13 protein-coding genes are annotated in these 19,207 nt (G+C 65.0%); 4 read left to right on the top strand and 9 right to left on the bottom strand.

Annotated features, from left to right (window positions below; translation table 11 throughout):
• Positions 1–5 precede the first annotated feature (5 nt).
• On the bottom strand, positions 6–1,307 hold the full coding sequence (locus tag BLQ74_RS16725) for an MFS family transporter (RefSeq protein WP_090264169.1): 1,302 nt from the start codon (positions 1,305–1,307) through the stop codon (positions 6–8).
• A 661-nt stretch (positions 1,308–1,968) separates the two neighbouring features.
• Here BLQ74_RS16725 and BLQ74_RS16720 point away from each other — a divergent pair.
• Positions 1,969–3,291, top strand: a complete 1,323-nt coding sequence (locus BLQ74_RS16720; protein ID WP_090264167.1) for an OprD family porin — start codon at positions 1,969–1,971, stop codon at positions 3,289–3,291.
• Between the two features lie 284 nt (positions 3,292–3,575).
• On the opposite strand, the gene BLQ74_RS16715 is transcribed toward BLQ74_RS16720, so the two are convergent.
• The 3 genes from BLQ74_RS16715 to BLQ74_RS16705 form a co-directional block, all read right to left on the bottom strand.
• Positions 3,576–6,725, bottom strand: coding sequence for a CusA/CzcA family heavy metal efflux RND transporter (locus BLQ74_RS16715; protein WP_090264164.1), 3,150 nt, complete (start codon positions 6,723–6,725; stop codon positions 3,576–3,578).
• Between the two features lie 24 nt (positions 6,726–6,749).
• Complete coding sequence (locus tag BLQ74_RS16710) at positions 6,750–8,231, bottom strand: efflux RND transporter periplasmic adaptor subunit (RefSeq protein ID WP_425287504.1); 1,482 nt, start codon at positions 8,229–8,231, stop codon at positions 6,750–6,752.
• An 89-nt stretch (positions 8,232–8,320) separates the two neighbouring features.
• Positions 8,321–9,520 carry a TolC family protein gene (locus BLQ74_RS16705; protein WP_090264160.1) on the bottom strand — a complete coding sequence of 400 codons (1,200 nt, stop codon included), beginning with the start codon at positions 9,518–9,520 and terminating at the stop codon, positions 8,321–8,323.
• 548 nt (positions 9,521–10,068) lie between these two features.
• Here BLQ74_RS16705 and BLQ74_RS16700 point away from each other — a divergent pair.
• Together BLQ74_RS16700 and BLQ74_RS16695 are read left to right on the top strand one after the other, a co-directional pair.
• Positions 10,069–10,743 (top strand): heavy metal response regulator transcription factor, encoded by a 675-nt coding sequence (locus tag BLQ74_RS16700; RefSeq protein ID WP_090264157.1) that lies wholly within the window; start codon positions 10,069–10,071, stop codon positions 10,741–10,743.
• On the top strand, positions 10,740–12,131 hold the full coding sequence (locus BLQ74_RS16695) for a heavy metal sensor histidine kinase (protein ID WP_090264154.1): 1,392 nt from the start codon (positions 10,740–10,742) through the stop codon (positions 12,129–12,131). The genes BLQ74_RS16700 and BLQ74_RS16695 overlap by 4 nt, the downstream gene beginning before the upstream one ends.
• 6 nt (positions 12,132–12,137) lie before the next feature.
• On the opposite strand, the gene BLQ74_RS16690 is transcribed toward BLQ74_RS16695, so the two are convergent.
• Entirely contained in the window at positions 12,138–12,458 is a 321-nt protein-coding gene (locus tag BLQ74_RS16690; RefSeq protein ID WP_090264152.1) for a DUF2790 domain-containing protein, read from the bottom strand.
• A 196-nt stretch (positions 12,459–12,654) separates the two neighbouring features.
• Here BLQ74_RS16690 and BLQ74_RS28040 point away from each other — a divergent pair, with 196 nt between their 5' ends.
• On the top strand, positions 12,655–13,314 hold the full coding sequence (locus BLQ74_RS28040) for a lipid-A-disaccharide synthase N-terminal domain-containing protein (protein ID WP_139199079.1): 660 nt from the start codon (positions 12,655–12,657) through the stop codon (positions 13,312–13,314).
• Between the two features lie 361 nt (positions 13,315–13,675).
• Here the strand turns inward: BLQ74_RS28040 and BLQ74_RS16680 are convergent, their stop codons facing one another.
• The 4 genes from BLQ74_RS16680 to glmS all read right to left on the bottom strand — a co-directional run bounded on the left by BLQ74_RS16680 (position 13,676) and on the right by glmS (position 19,197).
• Positions 13,676–15,241, bottom strand: a complete 1,566-nt coding sequence (locus tag BLQ74_RS16680; protein ID WP_090264147.1) for an ArnT family glycosyltransferase — start codon at positions 15,239–15,241, stop codon at positions 13,676–13,678.
• Between the two features lie 3 nt (positions 15,242–15,244).
• Positions 15,245–15,985: a glycosyltransferase family 2 protein gene (locus tag BLQ74_RS16675; RefSeq protein WP_090264145.1), complete on the bottom strand. Its 741-nt coding sequence runs from the start codon at positions 15,983–15,985 to the stop codon at positions 15,245–15,247.
• Positions 15,986–16,033: 48 nt separating this feature from the next.
• Positions 16,034–17,032 carry an NAD-dependent epimerase gene (locus BLQ74_RS16670; protein WP_090264143.1) on the bottom strand — a complete coding sequence of 333 codons (999 nt, stop codon included), beginning with the start codon at positions 17,030–17,032 and terminating at the stop codon, positions 16,034–16,036.
• Positions 17,033–17,361: 329 nt separating this feature from the next.
• The gene (gene glmS, locus BLQ74_RS16665) at positions 17,362–19,197 is read right to left on the bottom strand and encodes a glutamine--fructose-6-phosphate transaminase (isomerizing) (RefSeq protein ID WP_090264140.1); all 1,836 of its coding nucleotides are present in this window, start codon (positions 19,195–19,197) and stop codon (positions 17,362–17,364) included.
• Positions 19,198–19,207: the final 10 nt, after the last annotated feature.

The raw sequence follows: 19,207 nt of genomic DNA, 5'->3' as shown, positions 1-19,207 counted from the left end.
CGGGCTCAGTCCTCGTCGTTGAGGTAGCTGACCTTGCGCAGGTCCGGCAGCAGCAGGCAGACGATCAGCGCGATGCCGCACATGACCGAAACATAGGCGTAGAAATACTCCTCCCGGCCCAGGGTCTTCAGGCCCAGGGCGACGTACTCCGCCGAACCGCCGAAGATGGCGTTGCCCACCGCATAGGACAGGCCGACGCCGAGCGCGCGGATCTGCGGCGGGAACAGCTCGGCCTTGATCAGCCCGCTGATCGAGGTGTACAGGCTGACCACCGCCAGCGCCAGGATGATCAGCAGGAAGGCGACGACGGGACTGCTCACCGTTTTCAGCGCAGCGAGTATCGGCCAGGTGCAGAGCATCCCCAGGACGCCGAACCAGAGCATCGAGGTCTTGCGCCCGATACGGTCGGAGAGCATGCCGAACAGCGGCTGCAGGCACATGTAGACGAACAGCGCGAAGGTCATCACGCCGCTGGCGGTCTTGGCGTCCATGCCGGCGGTGTTCACCAGGTATTTCTGCATGTAGGTGGTGAAGGTGTAGAAAATCAGCGAACCGCCAGCCGTGAAGCCGAGCACGGTGAAAAAGGCGCGCTTGTGGTGGGCGAACAGCTCGGTGAGGGTGCCCGATTCCTTGCGATGCAGGTTCTCGTCCTTGGCCGTCTCGCTCAGCGAGCGGCGCAGGTAGAAGGCGATCACCGCGGTGATGGCACCGGCGACGAAGGGAATCCGCCAGCCCCACTCGCGCAATTGGTCGTTGCTCAGCAGTTGCTGCAGGACCACGACCACCAGCACCGCCAGCAGTTGGCCGCCGATCAGGGTGACGTACTGGAAGGAGGCGAAGAAACCGCGCTGCCCCTTCAACGCCACCTCGCTCATGTAGGTGGCGCTGGTGCCGTACTCACCGCCCACCGAGAGACCCTGGAACAGGCGCGCGACCAGCAGCAGCGTCGGCGCCATCACGCCGATGCTGGAGTAGGTGGGCATCAGCGCGATGGCCAGGGAGCCGCCGCACATCATCAGCACCGAAATCATCATCGCGGTCTTGCGGCCCTTCTTGTCGGCGATGCGGCCGAACAGCCAACCGCCGATCGGTCGCATGAGGAACCCGGCGGCGAATACACCGGCGGTGTTGAGCAGTTGCACCGTCGGGTTGTCCGAGGGGAAAAAGGCATGGGCGAAGTAGATGGCGGTGAAGGCGTAGACGTAAAAGTCGAACCATTCGACCAGGTTCCCGGAAGAGGCGCCGACGATGGCGAAGATGCGTTTGCTGCGCTCCTCGGCCGAATATTGCGGAATGATTGCGTTCATTCTGGCTCTCTCGTCATTCAGGTTTTTGGAGTTGTACGACGGAGCCTCCCTGTACCGCCGAGTCAGGGGCGGCGACCCGATTTCACAAGGCAGGGGCGCCGACACATCTGGTAACCAGTATAGTCAGACGCCGATAGCCAGCTAACGAAAAAGCCCGAGAGAACCGTCTGAATCGGCCATTCAGGGGCGAATATCGAACATACGTTCGATTTTCCTGATTGACCGGCTCATGGTCAGCTTCTATCGTTTGGCCACCCTATCGCGCTCGCCGGGAGACTTGTCAGGTACCCCTCGGCGGGCCGCAGGGTCCGACCTTGTCCACAAGACAAGGTCGATTACTTCCCCTCGTAAGGCGGCCCCTGCCGCACAGCCTCGGTGCCCCGTCCACACCCCCGGACGCGCCGGCACCGGGGGAATGCCGGTCTCCCTCCTTCCGCCACCCAGTCGTCATCGGCCCAATCGCACCAGGCGATCGCCAGCCCCTGCGCTCGATTCGCCCACGCCGCCAGCACTGACGAAATTGTCACTTGCGCCTCATCTCCGGGTTATCCCGCCGTCTTCAGGATGATCCCTGCCCGCGCAGGGTCCTTCCGCTCGGGCTCCTGACAACAACAACGCGTTGCGCCCAAGCAACCGACTGCCTACGCACCCGGAGCAATCGATGAAACAGCGGAAACTTCCCCTGGCGCTGTCCCTCTGCGCCGCCAGCCTGACCAGCCCCTTCAGCGCCGCCGAGGACAGCGCCGACGGCTTCCTCGAAGGCAGCCGCCTGGACATTCTCAACCGCAACTTCTACTACAACCGCGACGACCGCCACGGCCAGTCCAGCCCCAAGGGCAACGGCTATTCCGAGGCCTGGGCCCAGGGCCTGATCGGCCGCTACCAGTCAGGCTTCACCGAGGGCAGCGTCGGTTTCGGCATCGACGCCTTCGTCCTGCTCGGCTTGCAGTTGGACAGCGGCGATGGCCGCAACGGCGGCAGCGGCTCCTTCAACGTGCTGCCGGTCGACAACCAGGGGCGCACCGAAAGCCAATACGCCAAGGCCGGCGGCGCCGCCAAGGTCCGTCTGTTCGACAGCGTGCTGAAGGTGGGCGATGTCTTCCCGGAAACCCCGGTGGTGCACTATGGCGACTCGCGCCTGCTGCCGGAGTCCTTCCGCGGGGTGACCCTGGAAAACCAGAGCGTCGCCGGCCTCAAGCTGCAGGGCGGACGCTTGCACTCCATGAGCCAACCCAGCGACCGCAAGCTGCGCGACGGCTTCGCCACCTTCTACGGTGGGCCGGTGGACTCGCCCTGGATCGCCTACCTGGGCGGCGACTACGCGCTGACCGAGCGGATCAGCGTCAGCCTCTACGGCAGCCGCCTGAAAGACGCCTGGAATCAGTACTACGCCGGCACCACGCTGGAGTACCCGCTGGCCGACGAGCTGGCGCTGTTCGGCGGCTTCAACTACTACAAGTCGGTCGACGACGGCCGCCAGTTGCTCGGCGAGTTCGACACGCATATCTGGAGCGGCAAGCTCGGCGTGCGCTTCGGCGCACACAGCGTGGCGCTGACCCACCAGCGCAACAACGGCAACAACGACTTCGACTACCTGCGCCAGGCCGACTCCATCTACCTCGACAACTCCATCCAGTACACCGACTTCAACTCACCGAAGGAGCGCTCCTGGATGCTTCGCTACGACATCGACATGCAGACCTTCGGCATCCCCGGACTGAGCTTCATGACCCGCTACGGCAAAGGTACCGACGCCGACTACAGTCACGCCAACGCCATCTACATGCGGCGCGACGAGAATGGCCAGCCACTGACCGGGCAGAAGCGCTGGGAACGTGATATCGAGGCCAAGTACGTGGTGCAGGGCGGATCGCTGAAGGATCTGTCATTGCGTATCCGCCAGGCCACCACCCGCGCCAGCCAGTTCGAGTCCGACCTGGACGAAATCCGCCTGATCGTCGAATACCCCCTGCAGGTTCTCTGAACCCAGAGCGACGGAAGGCCCCTGCGGGGGCCTTTTCGCTGCCCGTCGAAGGCTCGGTGGGCAGCACGCAACCTGAGTAGTCATTTGCAGAATCGTCATCATCGGCTCAGCGTCCTGTTAGGAAGCACGCGGTTAAATCCCAAGGGTCAGTTTTCGATGCCCAAACTGACGTCTGCCTAGGAAGCTACCCCGCGGCTCCTTTGGTGACAGGCAGACCCTGAGGCGCCCGACCGGGCGCCTTTTTTTATCCAAGGTCTTTCCTCCACCGCCACGACCCGCGCCGCTCAAGCCTCCGCGGCCTCTTCGTCGCGCCTGTGCATCCAGCGGTACAGCGCCGGCAGCACCAGCAAGGTCAGCGCGGTGGACGACAGGATGCCGCCGATCACCACCGTCGCCAGCGGTCGCTGTACCTCCGCGCCAGTCCCGGTGGCCAGGGCCATGGGGACGAAACCGAGGGACGCCACCAGGGCGGTCATCAACACCGGACGCAGGCGGGTCAGCGCACCTTCGTGGATCGCCGCGTCGAGGCCGCGGCCCTCCTCGCGCAGGTTGCGAATGAAGGCGATCATCACCAGGCCGTTGAGCACCGCCACACCGGACAAGGCGATGAAACCGACGCCGGCGGAGATCGACAGCGGAATGTCGCGCAGCCACAGCGCCAGCACCCCGCCGGTGAGGGCGAAGGGAATGCCGGTGAACACCAGCAGACCGTCGCGGAGATTGTTGAACATCATGAAGAGCAGGACGAAGACCAGCAGCAGCGCCACCGGCACCACGATGCGCAGGCGCTCGGCGGCCGACTGCAATTGCTCGAACTGGCCGCCCCAGGCGGTCCAGTAACCGGACGGCACCTTCACCCCCTCGGCGATGCGCCGCTCCGCCTCGGCGACGAAGGAGCCGATATCACGACCACGCACGTTGGCGCTGACCACCACCAGGCGCTTGCCGTTCTCCCGGCTGACCTGGTTCGGCCCGAGCAACAGATCGAGCCGCGCCACCTCGCGCAGGGCGATGAAACCGATGCGCGAATCGCCCGAGCCAGCCAGCGCCGGCACCGGAATCAACAGGCGGGATAGCCCGTCGACATCGGTGCGCAGCCGCTCCGGCAAGCGCACCAGCATGTCGAAACGACGGTCGCCCTCGAACAGGGTGCCGGCCTGCCGCCCGCCCACCGCCACGGCGATGGTGTCCTGCACGTCGCCCACGTTGAGGCCGTAACGCGCCGCCTTGTCGCGGTCGATGGCGATGGTCAGCACCGGCAGGCCGTCGGTCTGCTCGACCTTCACCTCGGAGGCGCCGGCGACCTGCCGAAGCGTCCCGGCGATGGCTTCGGCGGTCTTGTTCAGCACCGCCATGTCGTCACCGAAGACCTTCACCGCGACATCGCTGCGTACCCCGGAAATCAGCTCGTTGAAGCGCAGTTGGATCGGCTGCGACAGCTCGTAGTTGCTACCCGGCACCAACGCCGCGGCGCGTTGGATTTCCGCCACCAGTTGGGCGCGCGGCTTGTCCGGGTCGGGCCACTGCTCGCGCGGCTTGAGCATGACGTAGCTGTCGGAGATGTTCGGCGGCATTGGATCGGATGCGATTTCCGCAGTGCCGGTGCGGGCGAACATACGCGCCACTTCCGGCACCTGCTGCAGTACCTGGCGCTCCAGGCGCTGCTGCATATCCACCGACTGCGACAGGCTGGTGCCGGGCACGCGCAGCGCTTGCAGGGCGAAATCGCCTTCGCTCAGGCTCGGCACGAACTCGCTGCCCAGGCGTCCGGCCAGCAGCCCGGAGCAGACCACCAGCACGGCGGCGCCGGCGAACACCAGCGCCCGGTGGCCCATGACCCAGGCCAGCACCGGCTGATAGCCACGGCGGGCAGCGCGCATCAGCAGGTTCTCTTCCTCCTTGACCTTACCGGTGACGAACAGCGCGATGGCCGCCGGGACGAAGGTCACCGAGAGCAGCATGGCGCCCAGCAGGGCGAGCACCACGGTGAAGGCCATCGGATGGAACATTTTCCCCTCCACCCCGGTGAGGGCGAAGATCGGCAGATACACCACCATGATGATCAACTGGCCGAAGATCAGCGCACGGCGTGCCTCGCGGGACGCAGCGAAAACCTCGTGCAGGCGCTCCGCGCGGCTGAGCATGCGCCCGTGACGCTGCTGCGCATGGGCCAGTCGGCGGATGGCGTTCTCCACGATCACCACCGCGCCATCGACGATGACCCCGAAATCCAGGGCGCCCAGGCTCATCAGGTTGGCGCTGATGCGGTTGGCGAACATGCCGCTGAAGGTGAACAGCATCGCCAGAGGAATGACCATGGCGGTGATCAGCGCCGCGCGGATATTGCCGAGGAACAGGAAAAGAATGGCGATGACCAGGACCGCCCCTTCAATGAGATTCTTCTTCACCGTGGCGATGGCCCGGTCGACCAGTTGCGTGCGGTCGTAGACCGTCACCGCGCGCACGCCGGCAGGCAGGCCGCGGTTGATCTCCTCCAAACGCTGAGCCACCGCCCGGGCCACACTACGGCTGTTCTCGCCGATCAGCATGAACACCGTGCCGAGCACCGTCTCGCGGCCGTTGTCGCTGGCCGCGCCGGTGCGCAACTCGCGGCCGATCGCCACCTCGGCGACATCACGGATGCGGATCGGCGTGCCGCCGACCGTGGTCACCACGGTGTTGGCGATATCCGCCAACCCGGCTACCTGCCCCGGCGCGCGGATCAGCAACTGCTCGCCGTTGCGCTCGATATAGCCGGCGCCAACGTTGGCGTTGTTGCGCTGCAAGGCATTGACCAGATCGGCCAGGGTCAGGCGATGCGCCGCGAGGCGCTGTGGGTCGGGCGCCACCTGGAACTGCTTGGCGTAACCGCCGATGGTGTTGATCTCGGCGACGCCCGGCACATTGCGCAGTTGCGGCTTGATGATCCAGTCCTGGATCACCCGCAGGTCGGTCGGCGTATAGGCGGAACCATCCTCCTTGCGCGCGCCCTCGGTGGCCTCGACCGTCCAGAGGAATATCTCGCCGAGGCCGCTGGAGATCGGCCCCATGATCGCCTCGGCGCCCTCGGGCAGTTGCGCGCGGGCCTGTTGCAGGCGTTCGCCGACCAATTGCCGGGCGAAATACAGGTCAGTGCCATCCTGGAAGATCACCGTCACCTGGGACAGCCCGGAGCGCGAGATCGAGCGGGTCTGCTTCAGCCCCGGCAAGCCAGCCATGGCGGTTTCGATGGGATAGGTGATGCGCTGCTCGGCTTCCAGCGGCGAATAGCCGGCGGCGGCGGTGTTGATCTGCACCTGGACGTTGGTGATATCGGGCACCGCGTCGATCGGTAGCTTCTGGTAACTGGCGACGCCCAGCGCGGCTATGCCGAGTACGGCGAGCAGCACCAGATAACGCTGCTCGATGGCGAAGCGGATGATACGTTCGAACATGGGAAGGCACTCGCGGGCAAAGGATCAGTGAGCGTGCTCGGCCGAGGCCTTGCCCTGCTCCGACTTGAGGATGAAGCTGCCATTGGCGGCGACCTGGACACCGGCGACGAGGCCTTGCAGCACCTCGACCTGGCCCTGGTCGCGGGCGCCGAGGCGCACCGGCTGGGCGACGAAGCCCCCCTTCACGCGAACGAACACCACCGGACGCTCATCCAGGCTCTGCACCGCCTGCTCCGGGACCACCACCGCGGCCTGGCGCGACTCGGCGAGTAGTCGCACCTTGACGAACAGGCCGGGGCGCCAGGCGCTGCCAGGGTTATCCAGCGCAACCCGCGCGGTGGCCATTCGCGTCTGCTCGCCGAGCAGACTGCCGACGTGCGCGACACGGCCCTCGACCGTCATGCCCAGCTCCGCCGACTCGACCGTCGCCGCCTCGCCCACCCTGACCCGCGCCAGATCGCGCGGCGTCACGCTGAAAGTCGCCCAGAGTCGCGACAGATCGGACAGGGTGAAGGCATTGGTCGTCTCGCTGACCACCTCGCCGGTCACCAGGTGCTTCTCCACCACCACCCCGTCGAAGGGCGCGCGCAGCTCGTAGCGGTTGCCGCCGCCCGGCGCACTGGCGCCACTCAGCGCGCTGACTTTGTGCTGCGCGTTGGCCAAGGCGATCTCCGCCTCCTGCAGGGCCTGACGGGCTTGCAGGTAGTCCTGCTCGGCGGAGATTTTCTCCTGCCACAGTTGCCGCTCGCGGGCGAAGGTGGTCCGCGCCAGTTCGAGCCGTCGTTGCGCGGCGGCCAGCTCGCTGCGCTGTTCGGACACCTGCGGGCTGGCGATCACCGCCAGCAGTTCGCCGCGTTTCACCGCTTGGCCAAGCTCGGCGCTGACCCGCTCCACCACACCGCTGACACGCGGCACCAGGTGCGCGGTGCGGTCGGCGTCGAAAGCGATCTCGCCAGGCAAATCGAGACGCGTTGCCACCTCGCGCGCAGTTGCTTCGACCACCTCGATACCGGTGGCGCGCGCCTGCTCCTCGCTCAGTTCGAGGAGGCCATCGCTACGGGAGAACGCGTAGAGCTGGCGGGCACCATTCCATTCGACCACGACCTCGCCGTCGAACACGTGCGGCTCGGCGATGGGCTCCGTGCCCACATAAACGCCCTCGCGCGGCTGCAACTCGATACGCGAAAGCTCGCCGCCAGGCCGCCGCAGGGTCAGGCTGACCCGCGCCGCGGCAGTCGCCAACGGCTCGCCATTGGCGAACAGGTACAGGCTCAATGCGGGGTTGGCGCCGGCTTCTTCGGCGATCAGCAGCTCCGCACGGTTTTCCCCATCCTGCAGCAGCAAACCGCCGTGCGGACCACGCATACTCGCCTCGGCAGGCGCCTCGGGCACCGCCAGCTCAGGCCCGGGCGGCGGCGAACGGCGGCTGGACCACAGCACGGCGGCGATAGCGAGCGCCGTCAGCAGGGCAATGAATACAGCGATTTTTTTCTGTCTTGGCGTCATGGGTACTCTCGGAAGGCAGGCCTGAGTCGGCGCGGCGAGTCAGGCAGTCAGCGGCGGTGACAACGCCCCTGGGGGCGAACGATCGGGCGTCAGCGCAGATCGGCAAGGTCGCCGAAGATGCGCTCGGTGCGGCTGCGGGCATCGCTGAGCTGCGCCAGGGCCTGCAGGTACTGGTTACGCGCGAGGATCAAGGTGCGCTGCGCATCGAGCACTTCGAGGAAGCCGAACTTGCCCATTTCGAAACCACGGGTGGCGCTCTCCACCGCCAGGCGCGCGGCAGGCAGGATGGTTTCGCGCAAGCTCTGCGCTTCGCGTTGCGCCGAACCCCATAAGTCGAGCGCCAGCAGGGTTTCCCGACGCGCACGCAACTCGGCGGCAACGCGCAGATCACGGGCCTGATCGACACGCCGCGACTCGGCGAGGATGCGGCCCTGGTTACGGTCGAACAGCGGCAGCGGCAGCGACAGGCCGACCACATTGACCCGCTCGCGCGCGCTGCGGTCGTACTGGCTGCCCAGGGTGACATCGAGGTCTGGGATGCGCTGCGTCTTGGCCAGCGCCAGGGCGGCATCGCGCTGCTCGACCTGGAGCATCGCCATGCGCATGTCCGCGGTCTCGCCCAGACGTTGCAGGAGGACGGCCGAGGGAGGTGGCGTGGGCCATGCGGCGGTGTCCGCGCGCACCTGGGAGAAATTCGGTTCTGGCACACCCATGAGCGTGGCCAGGCGTTGATAGGCACCGTTGCGCTCGACTTCCGCACGGTCCAGCTCCAGCTTCACGTCGGCGAGCTGGACCTGGGCGCGGGTCGCCTCCAGCGGCGCCGCCTTCCCGGCTCCGACCCGTCCCTGGGCAATCTGCAGGCCGCGCAGCGCCAAGGCCACCGACTCATCGACCAGGCGCAACCGCTCCTGTGCCCGTAACGACGCCTGGAAAGCATCCAGCACTTCGCTGCGCAGACCGTTGCGGCGCAGTTCCAGCTCGGCCGAGGCCAGCGCCTGACCGCGCTCGGCGAGCGCAATGCGCGCATCGCGCTTGCCGCCCAGTTCGATGGGTTGGGTCAGGCTGATCGTGGTGGTGCGGCTGTCCGCGCGGGTGTCCTCGGCCTCCCAGGAGAGACGGGGGTTAGGCCTCGATCCAGCCTGGCGCCGCTCGCCCTCGGCAATGCCCTGAGCGCGCGCCATCGCCGAAAGCTCAGGGTTACCGGCCATTGCCGCATTCAATGCGGCGTCCAGACTCAATGACGGCAACGGCGCCGAGAGTGCAGCGGGAGCCAGGGCCAGGAGGAGCATTGGCAGTAGCCGTCGAGAAAGATCGATCAAGCGTGGAACGCTTTCTCTATGACACCAGCGAGAAAAGCCAATTGCGAATAACAAAACGGCACACCTCTGGAAACTGCATTTGGATATGAATTGCAATGCAGAGGCATTTACAGACGGCGCTCTTTGAATAATTAAAAGTGCACTTTCCGCAACTTCCGCGAATGCGCAGCAACAGTAGTTTTCCCGCTTTATCGGCAACGTGACCAGGCAATTACAAATGTGCAATAGAGCCTGAATACAGGCGTTGAAACGCTAACATCGGCCTTCCCGAGCAGTTGCAGCGACCTACGGGAACGCTGCCAACACATCATCCACAGTGGATTGCGCATTCAATCCAAGCAACTCCGCAATACGCGGACACACCCTCTACCCCACCAAGGATTGACCCTGAAGTCGCTATAGGTATTAGCGTTTTCGCCCCATTTTAAATATCAGAATTTTCCCAATTAACTTTCCCGACTTTCCCACGAGCCGGATGCACAAAATCACGAAATCCCCCAGAAAAGGTCATTGAACTCATGCGAATTCTAGTTGTAGAGGATGAATCCAAGACCGCCGACTACCTGCATCAGGGGCTCAGCGAGAGCGGCTTCATCGTCGACCGGGCCAACAACGGTGTCGACGGACTGTACCTCGCTCAGCAAGGCACCTACGGCCTGGTGATACTCGACGTCAATCTGCCGCAAATGGACGGTTGGGAAGTCCTGCAGAATCTGCGGCGCGAATGCGATACGCGGATCATGCTGCTGACCGCCAGAGGCCGCCTCGCCGACCGTGTCCGCGGCCTGGAACTGGGCGCCGACGACTACCTGGTCAAACCCTTCGAATTCCCCGAACTGCTCGCCCGCGTCCGCACCCTGCTCAGGCGCAGCGAGCGCGTGTCGGTACCGGAGGTCTTCAAGGTGGCCGGCCTGGAACTCGACCCGGCGCGCCACCGCGCCTACCGCGAGGGCCGGCGCATAGACCTGACCACCAAGGAGTTCGCCTTGCTGCATCTGCTGATGAGCCGCACCGGCGAAGTCCTCACCCGCACCCAGATCATTTCCCAGGTCTGGGACATGAACTTCGACTGCGATACCAATGTGGTGGAAGTGACCATTCGCCGCCTGCGCATCAAGGTCGACGATCCCTTCGAGAACAAGCTGATCCATACCCTGAGAGGCGTCGGCTACGTCCTCGAGGAGCGCGAGTGAAACCCGCCAGCCTGTCGAGCCGGCTGGGCATCGCCGTCAGCCTGCTGTGCGCATCCCTGGTGGTGATGCTGGCGCTGCTCGCCTATGCAGCCCTCAGCCACGAACTGGAAACCCGCGCCCACAGGGCGATGACGGACAAGCTGCGACAAGTGCGGCACAGCCTGGTGGAGGGCTTCGACAACAGCGCCCTGGCCCGGCAACCGCACAGCCTGCTCGATCTGGTACTGGGCCACGACAACCTCAGCCTGACGGTGCTGCCCTTGGCCAAGGGCGAAACCCCGCTGCTGGACACCAGCACCGGCGCCAATAACGAAGCGCTGGATGGGCTCCAGGTTGGCAGCGGCCTGTCCTATTACGAGTGGAGCGACCCCGACGGCGCGCGGCTGCTCATCGTCGGCACCCGCGCAGAGCTGAAAGACGGCACGCCTGTGCGCATCCTGCTGTCCCTCGACCGCTCGGCCGATGCCAGCCTGCTCGAAGCCTTCCGCCACCTGGTGCTGACCAGTGTGCCCTTCCTGCTACTGCTGGTCGGACTCGGCGCCTGGTACATCGTGCAACGCGGCCTGTCACCGCTGCGGCACTTCCGCAAGGTCGCATCGCGCGTCTCCACGGAAGATCTCAGTCATCGCATCCCGCTGGAGAGGCTGCCGCTGGAGTTGAGAGAAGCGGCCCATGCGTTGAACGTCATGCTGCACCGCCTGGACAGCGGCGTGCAGCAACTCACGCAGTTTTCCGACGATCTTGCCCACGAATTGCGCTCGCCCATCAGCAACCTGCTGGGCAAGGCCCAGGTCACGCTGTCGCGGGAACGAGCATGCGAGGAGTACAAGGCGGTGCTGGCCTCCAGTGTCGAGGAGCTGAGTCGGGTGACGCGAATCGTCAGCGACATGCTGTTCCTGGCCCAGGTCAGCCAGCCGCAGGCCCAGGCCGGGTTCAAACGGGTAGCGCTCGATGAAGAGGCGTACAAGGTTGCCGAGCTGTTCCTGCTGCCCGCCGAAGAGAAGCAGGTGGATATAGAGATCACTGGCGAAGGCTGGGTGATGGGCGATCGCCTGATGATCCAGCGGGCGATCTCCAACCTGCTGTCCAACGCCATCCGTCATAGCCCACCCGGCAGCCTGGTCTCGATTCGCATCGATGCCGACGACGCACAGGTCAGGCTCTGTGTCGGCAATCCGGGCCCCGGTATCGCACAGCAGCACCTGGCGATGCTGTTCGAGCGTTTCTATCGGGTCGACAGCAGCCGTTCGCGCGCCGAGGGTGGCACCGGTCTCGGCCTGGCGATCGTTCGCTCAATCATGAGTCTGCATCGAGGAACGGTGGCGGTGGAGAGTTCGGCCTCTGGCCCGACGCTGTTCCTCCTCCGCTTCCCGCTCCCACGGGCCTGAATCAGCTCATTTGCCGCGGTTGCAGCTGACGCGCTCGGCGCGGTATTGCAGCTCCTGCTCGGCACCTTGCGAGTCCAGGTAGCGCATGCGCACCGGCACCACGCCACAGCCCTCGCTCGGTACGACCGCGAGCACCTTGGCGATGTCCAGTTCCATGCCGTAGTGATACTGACGCGCCTGCATGGCTGCCTCGGCGTTGGCCGCGCTCTGCATGGCCGCCAGGCGGTTCTGCTCCATACGTTCGAAGGTCCGGTCGCCGCCGCTCTGTGCCAGAGCCAGGGAAGATGTACCGAGCAACGCTACGAAGAGGAGACGGGAAAGGGTCATGGGAAGTACCTCGTCATTGGGATTCGGCACCACCCTAAAGTCGCCGCGCTAACGCCATGCTGATGCCGGCGTGACGATTCGGTAATCCGCCCGGCGCCTGCGACTGCCCCGAACTGAAAACTGCCCACTACATCAGGTAAACTTGCCGCGCCGCTATAACCGCGGCGGTTTGAGTACAGCGTATGAGGGCTTCCTGTTGAGCGGCATCAATCCGATCTGGTTCGTCGTCGGACTCCTGGCGCAGTGTGCGTTTTCGGCACGTTTCCTGGTGCAGTGGATTCTTTCGGAGCGCGCGCGCAAGAGCCTCATGCCGGTGCACTTTTGGTACTTCAGCTGCGCCGGCGCGGTTCTGCTTCTGGCCTATGCGACCCATCAGCGCGACCTGGTGATCTGCCTGGGACAGATGGCCGGCCTGGCCATCTACCTGCGCAACCTGGAACTGGATCGCCGCTACGCCGGCGCGCAACCGCCGTTCTTCGCCTGGCCATGGCTGGGTCTTTCGTCAGCGGCCATCGGCCTGGGCTGGCTGTCCAAGCCGGAGCCCATCATCCATGCGATCACCACCGCGGATCCGCTCTGGACCCTGATCGGCATGGTCGGGCAGGTGATCTTCACCGGCCGCTTCATGCTGCAACTCTGGTTCTCCGAGCGAGCCAACCGCCCGGTCAACCCCATCCACTTCTGGTACATGTCGATGATCGGCAGCGTCATGCTGTTCGCCTACGCGGTCGCGCAGCGCGATCCCATCATCATCCTCGGCCAATCCTTCGGCATCGTGGTGTACCTCCGCAACCTCGCACTGATCCGCCGCCAGGCTCGCAGCGAAGACGCAGCGCAAAGCGCAGAGCTGAACTGAGCCATTGCAATGGGTGGGGCGGCGCCATCGGCAGGCCGCCCACGCCCAGCGACTGTCCGTCGCCGCAACTCCAGACAACCCCCCCTTTGCCAAGCATCGCGTCGCTTCGTGGCGCCGAGCAGTGCCGCCTGCCGTCCGGCCCAAAGGCCAGTCACAGTGCCGATCCACAGGCATTTAGCGGGCAGTGGGCGAGGTCGGCACCCCAGGATCGCCACGACTGACAGGTCTGCCAGGCGCCGGAGGCGATCGCTCGGAGTCACTGTGATTCGAGCGCGGCGCCGGACGGCGGAGCTACCAGCTCCGCTGTCCAAGGCCACTCATCGGGACAATCCGCCTGTCTCTGACGCCGCAGGGCGCGGACTCAGAAGAAGCTCTTCCGCCAGGCGAATCGGTAGGTTTCGTGGGGCGTGACGTCGTGGCACTGGCCGTTGTCCGCGTCCGCGCGAACCAGGAACCATTGCTCTTCGAACTTGCCTTTTACCTCCAGCGCACGCTCCCGCTGGAAGCAACGCTCGAGATCATCGGCGGAGATCATCGCGACATCCTGCGGGTGACTTCGTAGCCACTCGGCAGCCATGACCACCTGGTTCGGCGTATCGAGGCCGAAGTGCACCAGCGGCTGCCGGGCATACAGCCAGTGACCTTCGCGCCAACCGGCAAGGACCAACTCGGCCCCCTGGCTTTCCTGGGCGACCTCCGCCATCAGCTGTTGGCGGTCGTTGCCACCGGCGCGCAGCGGCTCGATGAAGCCGCGGGCAAACCAGGCGCTGAACCAGAGCACCGCCAGAACGACGAAGACCTTGCGCACCCAGGGCCTGCCGGCGAACCAGCGGCGCAACAGCCAGGGCAGAAGCGGCGCCATCGCCAGGACCAGCCCGGGCAACGCCGGGAAGATGTAGAGCTTGCGCTTGCCGGAGCTGAGGGTGAAGAACAGCAGCACCAGCGCCACCCAGCCGAGCAGCACCAGATAGCGGCCATCGCGGCGCGCCAGCTGTCGCCGCCACGCCGGCACCATCCACGGCAGCGCCAGCAGCAGCGGCATCCAATACTGCGGGATGACCTTGACGAAGAAGTACCAGAACGGTTCCTGATGCTGCCAGGCACTGGCAAAGCGCTTGGCGGTCTGGTGCAGCAGAATATCGTCCAGGTACGCACGGCCATCCGCGCCACCGTCCAGCGCCACGCGGATCAGCAAAGGCACCAGCCACAGCGCGATGGTCGCCAGCGTCACCAGCAGCCCCAGCCACCAGGCACGCGCCTGTCCGGGCATGCGTACCAGGCCTTTCCAGCCCTGGCGCACACCATAGGCGTAGGGAATCAGCATCAACGCGGGAAGGAAGCCAACGCCCTTGCTGATGATGCCCATGCCCATGGCCGCACAGGCAAGATAGAACCAGCGCCAGGCCGGCCCCAACATCAGATGCCGCAGCAGACCGTAGAAGCCGAGGCTGATCCACAGGCAGAGGAAACCGTCGATCTGCCCGTCACGGAGCACCGCATAGGTCTGGTAAGTCGCGAGGAACAGCAGGCTGGCGCAAACGCCGACGCGGCGATTCCACAGGCGCTTGCCGAGGTCGTAGAGGCAGGCGGTGGCCACCAGGCCGGCGAAGAAGCCCGGAAGGAACAGCGCGACGTGCGGGCTCACCCCCAGGCGCACCAGCAACGCCACCAGCCACATGAAGACCGGCGGCTTGTCCGGGTATATCTCGGCGGCGCGATGGGGAATCAGCCAATCGCCGTTCTGCAGCATTTCCAGGGCGACGCCCAGGAAACGCTCTTCATCGACATTGCTTGGATGACGCAATCCAAGGCCGGCGCCCAGCAGCAGGGCCGCCAGCAGCAGTAGCAACCAGGGGCTGCGGGAAAAGCGCGCCAGGAACCCGCGATGCCTTGCCTCGCCGCCCGACAACCGACCCACGTCAGCCATGCATCAATGCTCCAGTTCGCGCGGTACGGCATCCAGGCGCGTGCGGCGAATCAGCCACCAGACGCCGAAAAGGTCGAGGATGCCAACCAGGGCCCGGTCGATGTTGCCGTATTTGGACACACCGGCGCTGCGTGGCCGGTGGTTGACCGGATGCACGCGCATGGCGCCCTTGTGGCGCTGAATCAGGGCGGGGATATAGCGGTGCATGTGATCGAAGTAAGGCAGTTGAAGGAACGCCTGGCGCTCGATCACCTTGAGTCCGCAACCGGTGTCCGGGGTGTGGTCGTTGAGCAGCTTGGCGCGCAGGCGGTTGGCGAAGCGCGAAGCCCAGCGCTTGCTCGCGCTATCGCGGCGCTTCACGCGGTGCCCGGCGATCAGCTTGAGGTTGGCCGGGCAATCAGCGGCACGGACGAGGGCCAGCATGCCGGGAATGTCCGCCGGGTCGTTCTGCCCGTCGCCGTCCAGGGTCGCCAGCCAAGTGCCGCGCGCAGCCTCGGCGGCGTGGTAGATGGAGGTACTCTGGCCCAGCGAGCGGTCATGCACCAGGACACGCAGCTGCGAATAGCCTTCGCGCTGCATGCTCTGCAGCAGCGCCGCGCTCCCATCGGTGCTGCCGTCGTCGACGACGATCACCTCGAAGTCTTCGCCGGCAAGCGCCTGGCGGACTTCCTGAAGCAGCGTGGGAAGGTTCTGGGCCTCGTTCTTGGCCGGTATCAGCACCGATACGAAGGGGCTGTTCGACATGCTCTGCTATTCCTGAAGTGAATTCTGTTGGGGTTGCCCGCGTGGCGTTCAGGCACAGGGGTGATCGGCAGTCCGCCCATAATAGTCGCGATACCACTCGACGAAGCGCTTCACACCCTCGGACAGGGGGGTGACTGGGCGGAAATCGATGCGGCGAACCAGATCGTCGACATTGGCCCATGTCTGTAGCACATCGCCAGGCTGCAGGGGCAGGAAGTTCTTGATGGCTTCCTGACCGATCGCCTCTTCGACGCAGTGCACCATGTCCAGCAAACGAACGGGCGCACCGAGGCCGATGTTATAGAGCGCGGCGGGCGCCTCGCCGGGTTGCTCGGGCTGTGGCGGGCAGTCCTGGATACGCACAATCCCCTCGACCACATCGTCGACATAGGTGAAGTCGCGGGACATCTCGCCATTGTTGTAGATATCGATCGGCCGCCCATCGAGGATGGCCCGGGTGAACTTGAACAGCGCCATGTCAGGGCGCCCCCAGGGGCCGTAGACGGTGAAGAAGCGCAGGCCGGTGACCGGCAGCCGGTAGAGATGCGCATAGGTGTACGCCATCAGCTCGTTGGCACGCTTGGTGGCGGCGTAAAGCGATACCGGCTGGTCCACGGTGGCATTGGTGGAGAACGGCATCGGGCTGTTCATGCCGTAGACCGAGCTGCTCGACGCATAGGCCAGATGGCCAACTGCATTGTGCCGGCAGCCTTCGAGGATATTGAGGAAGCCGGTGAGGTTGACGTCGGCGTAGAGATCCGGGTTTTCCAGCGAGTAACGGACCCCGGCCTGCGCGGCCAGGTGGATGACGCGCTCGAACTGCTCGTCACGGAACAGCTCAGCCAGGCGAACGCGGTCGCCGATGTCGAGCTTCTCGAAGCGGAAATTGCCGTGCTTGCGCAGCAACTCCAGACGCGACAGCTTGAGGTCGACGCTGTAGTAGTCGTTGAGGTTGTCGATGCCGACGACCTCGTGTCCTTCCCGGCACAAGCGATCCGCCGTGTGGAAGCCGATAAAGCCGGCAGCGCCGGTGACCAGGAACTTCATCGCGCATCCCCCGCGCCGAGTGGCATTACGAACGGTCGGCCGAGCGGTGCAAGGCTAGTGCCAGCAAGAAGAGGATTACCTTTCATCCGTCGCCAAAACAATGAACTGAATAGAATCGGGCCTGGCCATGCAAACGCGAGTCATTTTCTGCGCCGCGGCCAAGCGCTCGCCGACATGGCGAATTCTTAACGAAAAATTAAGCGCGTGAATTTTGCCACAGCATCAGGGAATGGCCAGCGAAAAACGAAGGAATCTTTCTTGATTCCCGTGCGGGCCAGCGCTGGTCCGACCTCTCTCGGACCAGCGGCGCGTCAGTTTGCGGCCAGGCGTCACTCCACGGTGACTGACTTGGCCAGGTTGCGCGGCTGATCGACGTCGGTGCCCTTGAGCACCGCCACATAGTAGGAGAGCAACTGCAACGGGACGGTGTAGAGGATCGGTGCCAGGCAGTCATGGATCGACGGCATGCTCACCACATGGGTGCCAGGCCCATTGCCCAGACCGGTATCGGCCTCGGCGAAGACGATCAGTTCGCCACCGCGGGCACGAACTTCCTGCAGGTTGGACTTGAGCTTTTCCAGCAACTCATTGTTGGGCGCCACCGTCACCACCGGCATGTCGGCATCCACCAGGGCCAAGGGACCGTGCTTGAGCTCGCCGGCCGGATAAGCCTCGGCATGGATATAGGAAATCTCCTTGAGCTTGAGCGCGCCCTCCATGGCCACCGGATACTGGGTGCCACGGCCGAGGAACAGGGTGTTGTGCTTCTCGGCGAACAACTCGCTGAGCTTTTCCACCACCTTGTCCATCATCAGCGCTTCTTCGAGATGGGTCGGCAGACGGCGCAACGCCGCCACCAGTTCGGCCTCGACGCCCTCGCCCAGACGCTTCTGCACCTGGCCGATCGCCAGCGTCAGCAGCATCAAGGCCACCAGTTGGGTGGTAAAGGCCTTGGTCGAGGCCACGCCGATCTCCGGTCCGGCCATGGTCAGCAACGTCATGTCCGACTCGCGCACCAGCGAGCTGGTGGCGACGTTGCAGATCGCCAGGGTGGAGAGGAAGCCCAACTGCTTGGCATTACGCAGCGCGGCCAGGGTATCGGCGGTCTCGCCGGACTGAGAAATGGTGACAAAGAGCGCATCCGGCTGAACCGCGACCTTGCGGTAACGGAACTCGCTGGCGACCTCCACCTGACAGGGGATACCGGTCAGCTCTTCGAGCCAGTAACGCGCGACCATGCCCGCATGGTAGCTGGTGCCGCAGGCGACGATTTGCACGTTGCGCACCTTGGCGAACAGCGCGGCGGCGTCCGGACCGAAGTTCTCCACCAGCACCTGCTGGCTGCCCAGGCGACCCTCCAGGGTGCGCTGCACCACCATCGGCTGCTCATGGATCTCCTTGAGCATGAAGTGCCGGTACTCGCCCTTGTCGGCCGCTTCGGCGCCCTCGCGGTGACGCACCGCCTCACGCTGCACTTCGCGCCCCTCGGCATCCCATAGGCGCACGCTATCGCGGCGCAGCTCGACGATGTCGCCCTCTTCCAGGTAGATGAAGCGGTCGGTGACCTGACGCAGGGCCAATTGGTCGGAGGCAAGGAAGTTCTCGCCCAGGCCCAGGCCGACCACCAGCGGACTGCCGCTACGTGCGGCCAGGATGCGGTCCGGCTGCGCGGCGCTGATCGCCGCCAGGCCATAGGCACCGTGCAGCTCCTTGACCGTGGCCTTGAGCGCCAGGGTCAGATCGCCCAGCTCGCTCAAGCGCCGGTGCAGCAGATGGACGATGACCTCGGTATCGGTTTGCGAGGTGAACTGATAGCCCAACCCCTTGAGGTACTCGCGCAGCTCCTCGTGGTTCTCGATGATGCCGTTGTGCACCACCGCCAACTGGCCATTGGAGAAATGCGGGTGGGCATTGTCCTCGCTCGGCGCGCCATGGGTGGCCCAGCGAGTGTGAGCGATACCCAACTGGCCGCTGAGCGGCTGCTCGGCGAGCGACTGTTCCAGGCCCGCCACCTTGCCGGCGCGACGACGGCGCTGCAGATGCCCGGCGGCATCCACCAGGGCCAGACCGGCACTGTCGTATCCACGGTATTCGAGGCGCTTCAGGCCTTCGACGAGGATCGGGGTGACGTTACGTTCGGCAATGGCGCCAACGATTCCACACATGGGGCTCTCC

It is taken from the genome of Pseudomonas panipatensis, from assembly GCF_900099785.1.
GTDB classification, from domain to species: Bacteria; Pseudomonadota; Gammaproteobacteria; order Pseudomonadales; family Pseudomonadaceae; genus Pseudomonas; species Pseudomonas panipatensis.
The sequence above is the reverse complement of the archived record's forward strand: the minus strand, read 5'-3'. Positions and strand labels throughout refer to the sequence as shown.

Excerpts from the sequence above, each read along its gene's own strand:
- BLQ74_RS16725 (WP_090264169.1), bottom strand. The coding sequence starts at position 1,307 with ATGAACGCAATCATTCCGCAATATTCGGCCGAGGAGCGCAGCAAACGC.
- BLQ74_RS16720 (WP_090264167.1), top strand. The coding sequence starts at position 1,969 with ATGAAACAGCGGAAACTTCCCCTGGCGCTGTCCCTCTGCGCCGCCAGC.
- BLQ74_RS16715 (WP_090264164.1), bottom strand. The coding sequence starts at position 6,725 with ATGTTCGAACGTATCATCCGCTTCGCCATCGAGCAGCGTTATCTGGTG.
- BLQ74_RS16710 (WP_425287504.1), bottom strand. The coding sequence starts at position 8,231 with ATGACGCCAAGACAGAAAAAAATCGCTGTATTCATTGCCCTGCTGACG.
- BLQ74_RS16705 (WP_090264160.1), bottom strand. The coding sequence starts at position 9,520 with ATGCTCCTCCTGGCCCTGGCTCCCGCTGCACTCTCGGCGCCGTTGCCG.
- BLQ74_RS16700 (WP_090264157.1), top strand. The coding sequence starts at position 10,069 with ATGCGAATTCTAGTTGTAGAGGATGAATCCAAGACCGCCGACTACCTG.
- BLQ74_RS16690 (WP_090264152.1), bottom strand. The coding sequence starts at position 12,458 with ATGACCCTTTCCCGTCTCCTCTTCGTAGCGTTGCTCGGTACATCTTCC.
- BLQ74_RS16680 (WP_090264147.1), bottom strand. The coding sequence starts at position 15,241 with ATGGCTGACGTGGGTCGGTTGTCGGGCGGCGAGGCAAGGCATCGCGGG.
- BLQ74_RS16675 (WP_090264145.1), bottom strand. The coding sequence starts at position 15,985 with ATGTCGAACAGCCCCTTCGTATCGGTGCTGATACCGGCCAAGAACGAG.
- BLQ74_RS16670 (WP_090264143.1), bottom strand. The coding sequence starts at position 17,032 with ATGAAGTTCCTGGTCACCGGCGCTGCCGGCTTTATCGGCTTCCACACG.
- glmS (WP_090264140.1), bottom strand. The coding sequence starts at position 19,197 with ATGTGTGGAATCGTTGGCGCCATTGCCGAACGTAACGTCACCCCGATC.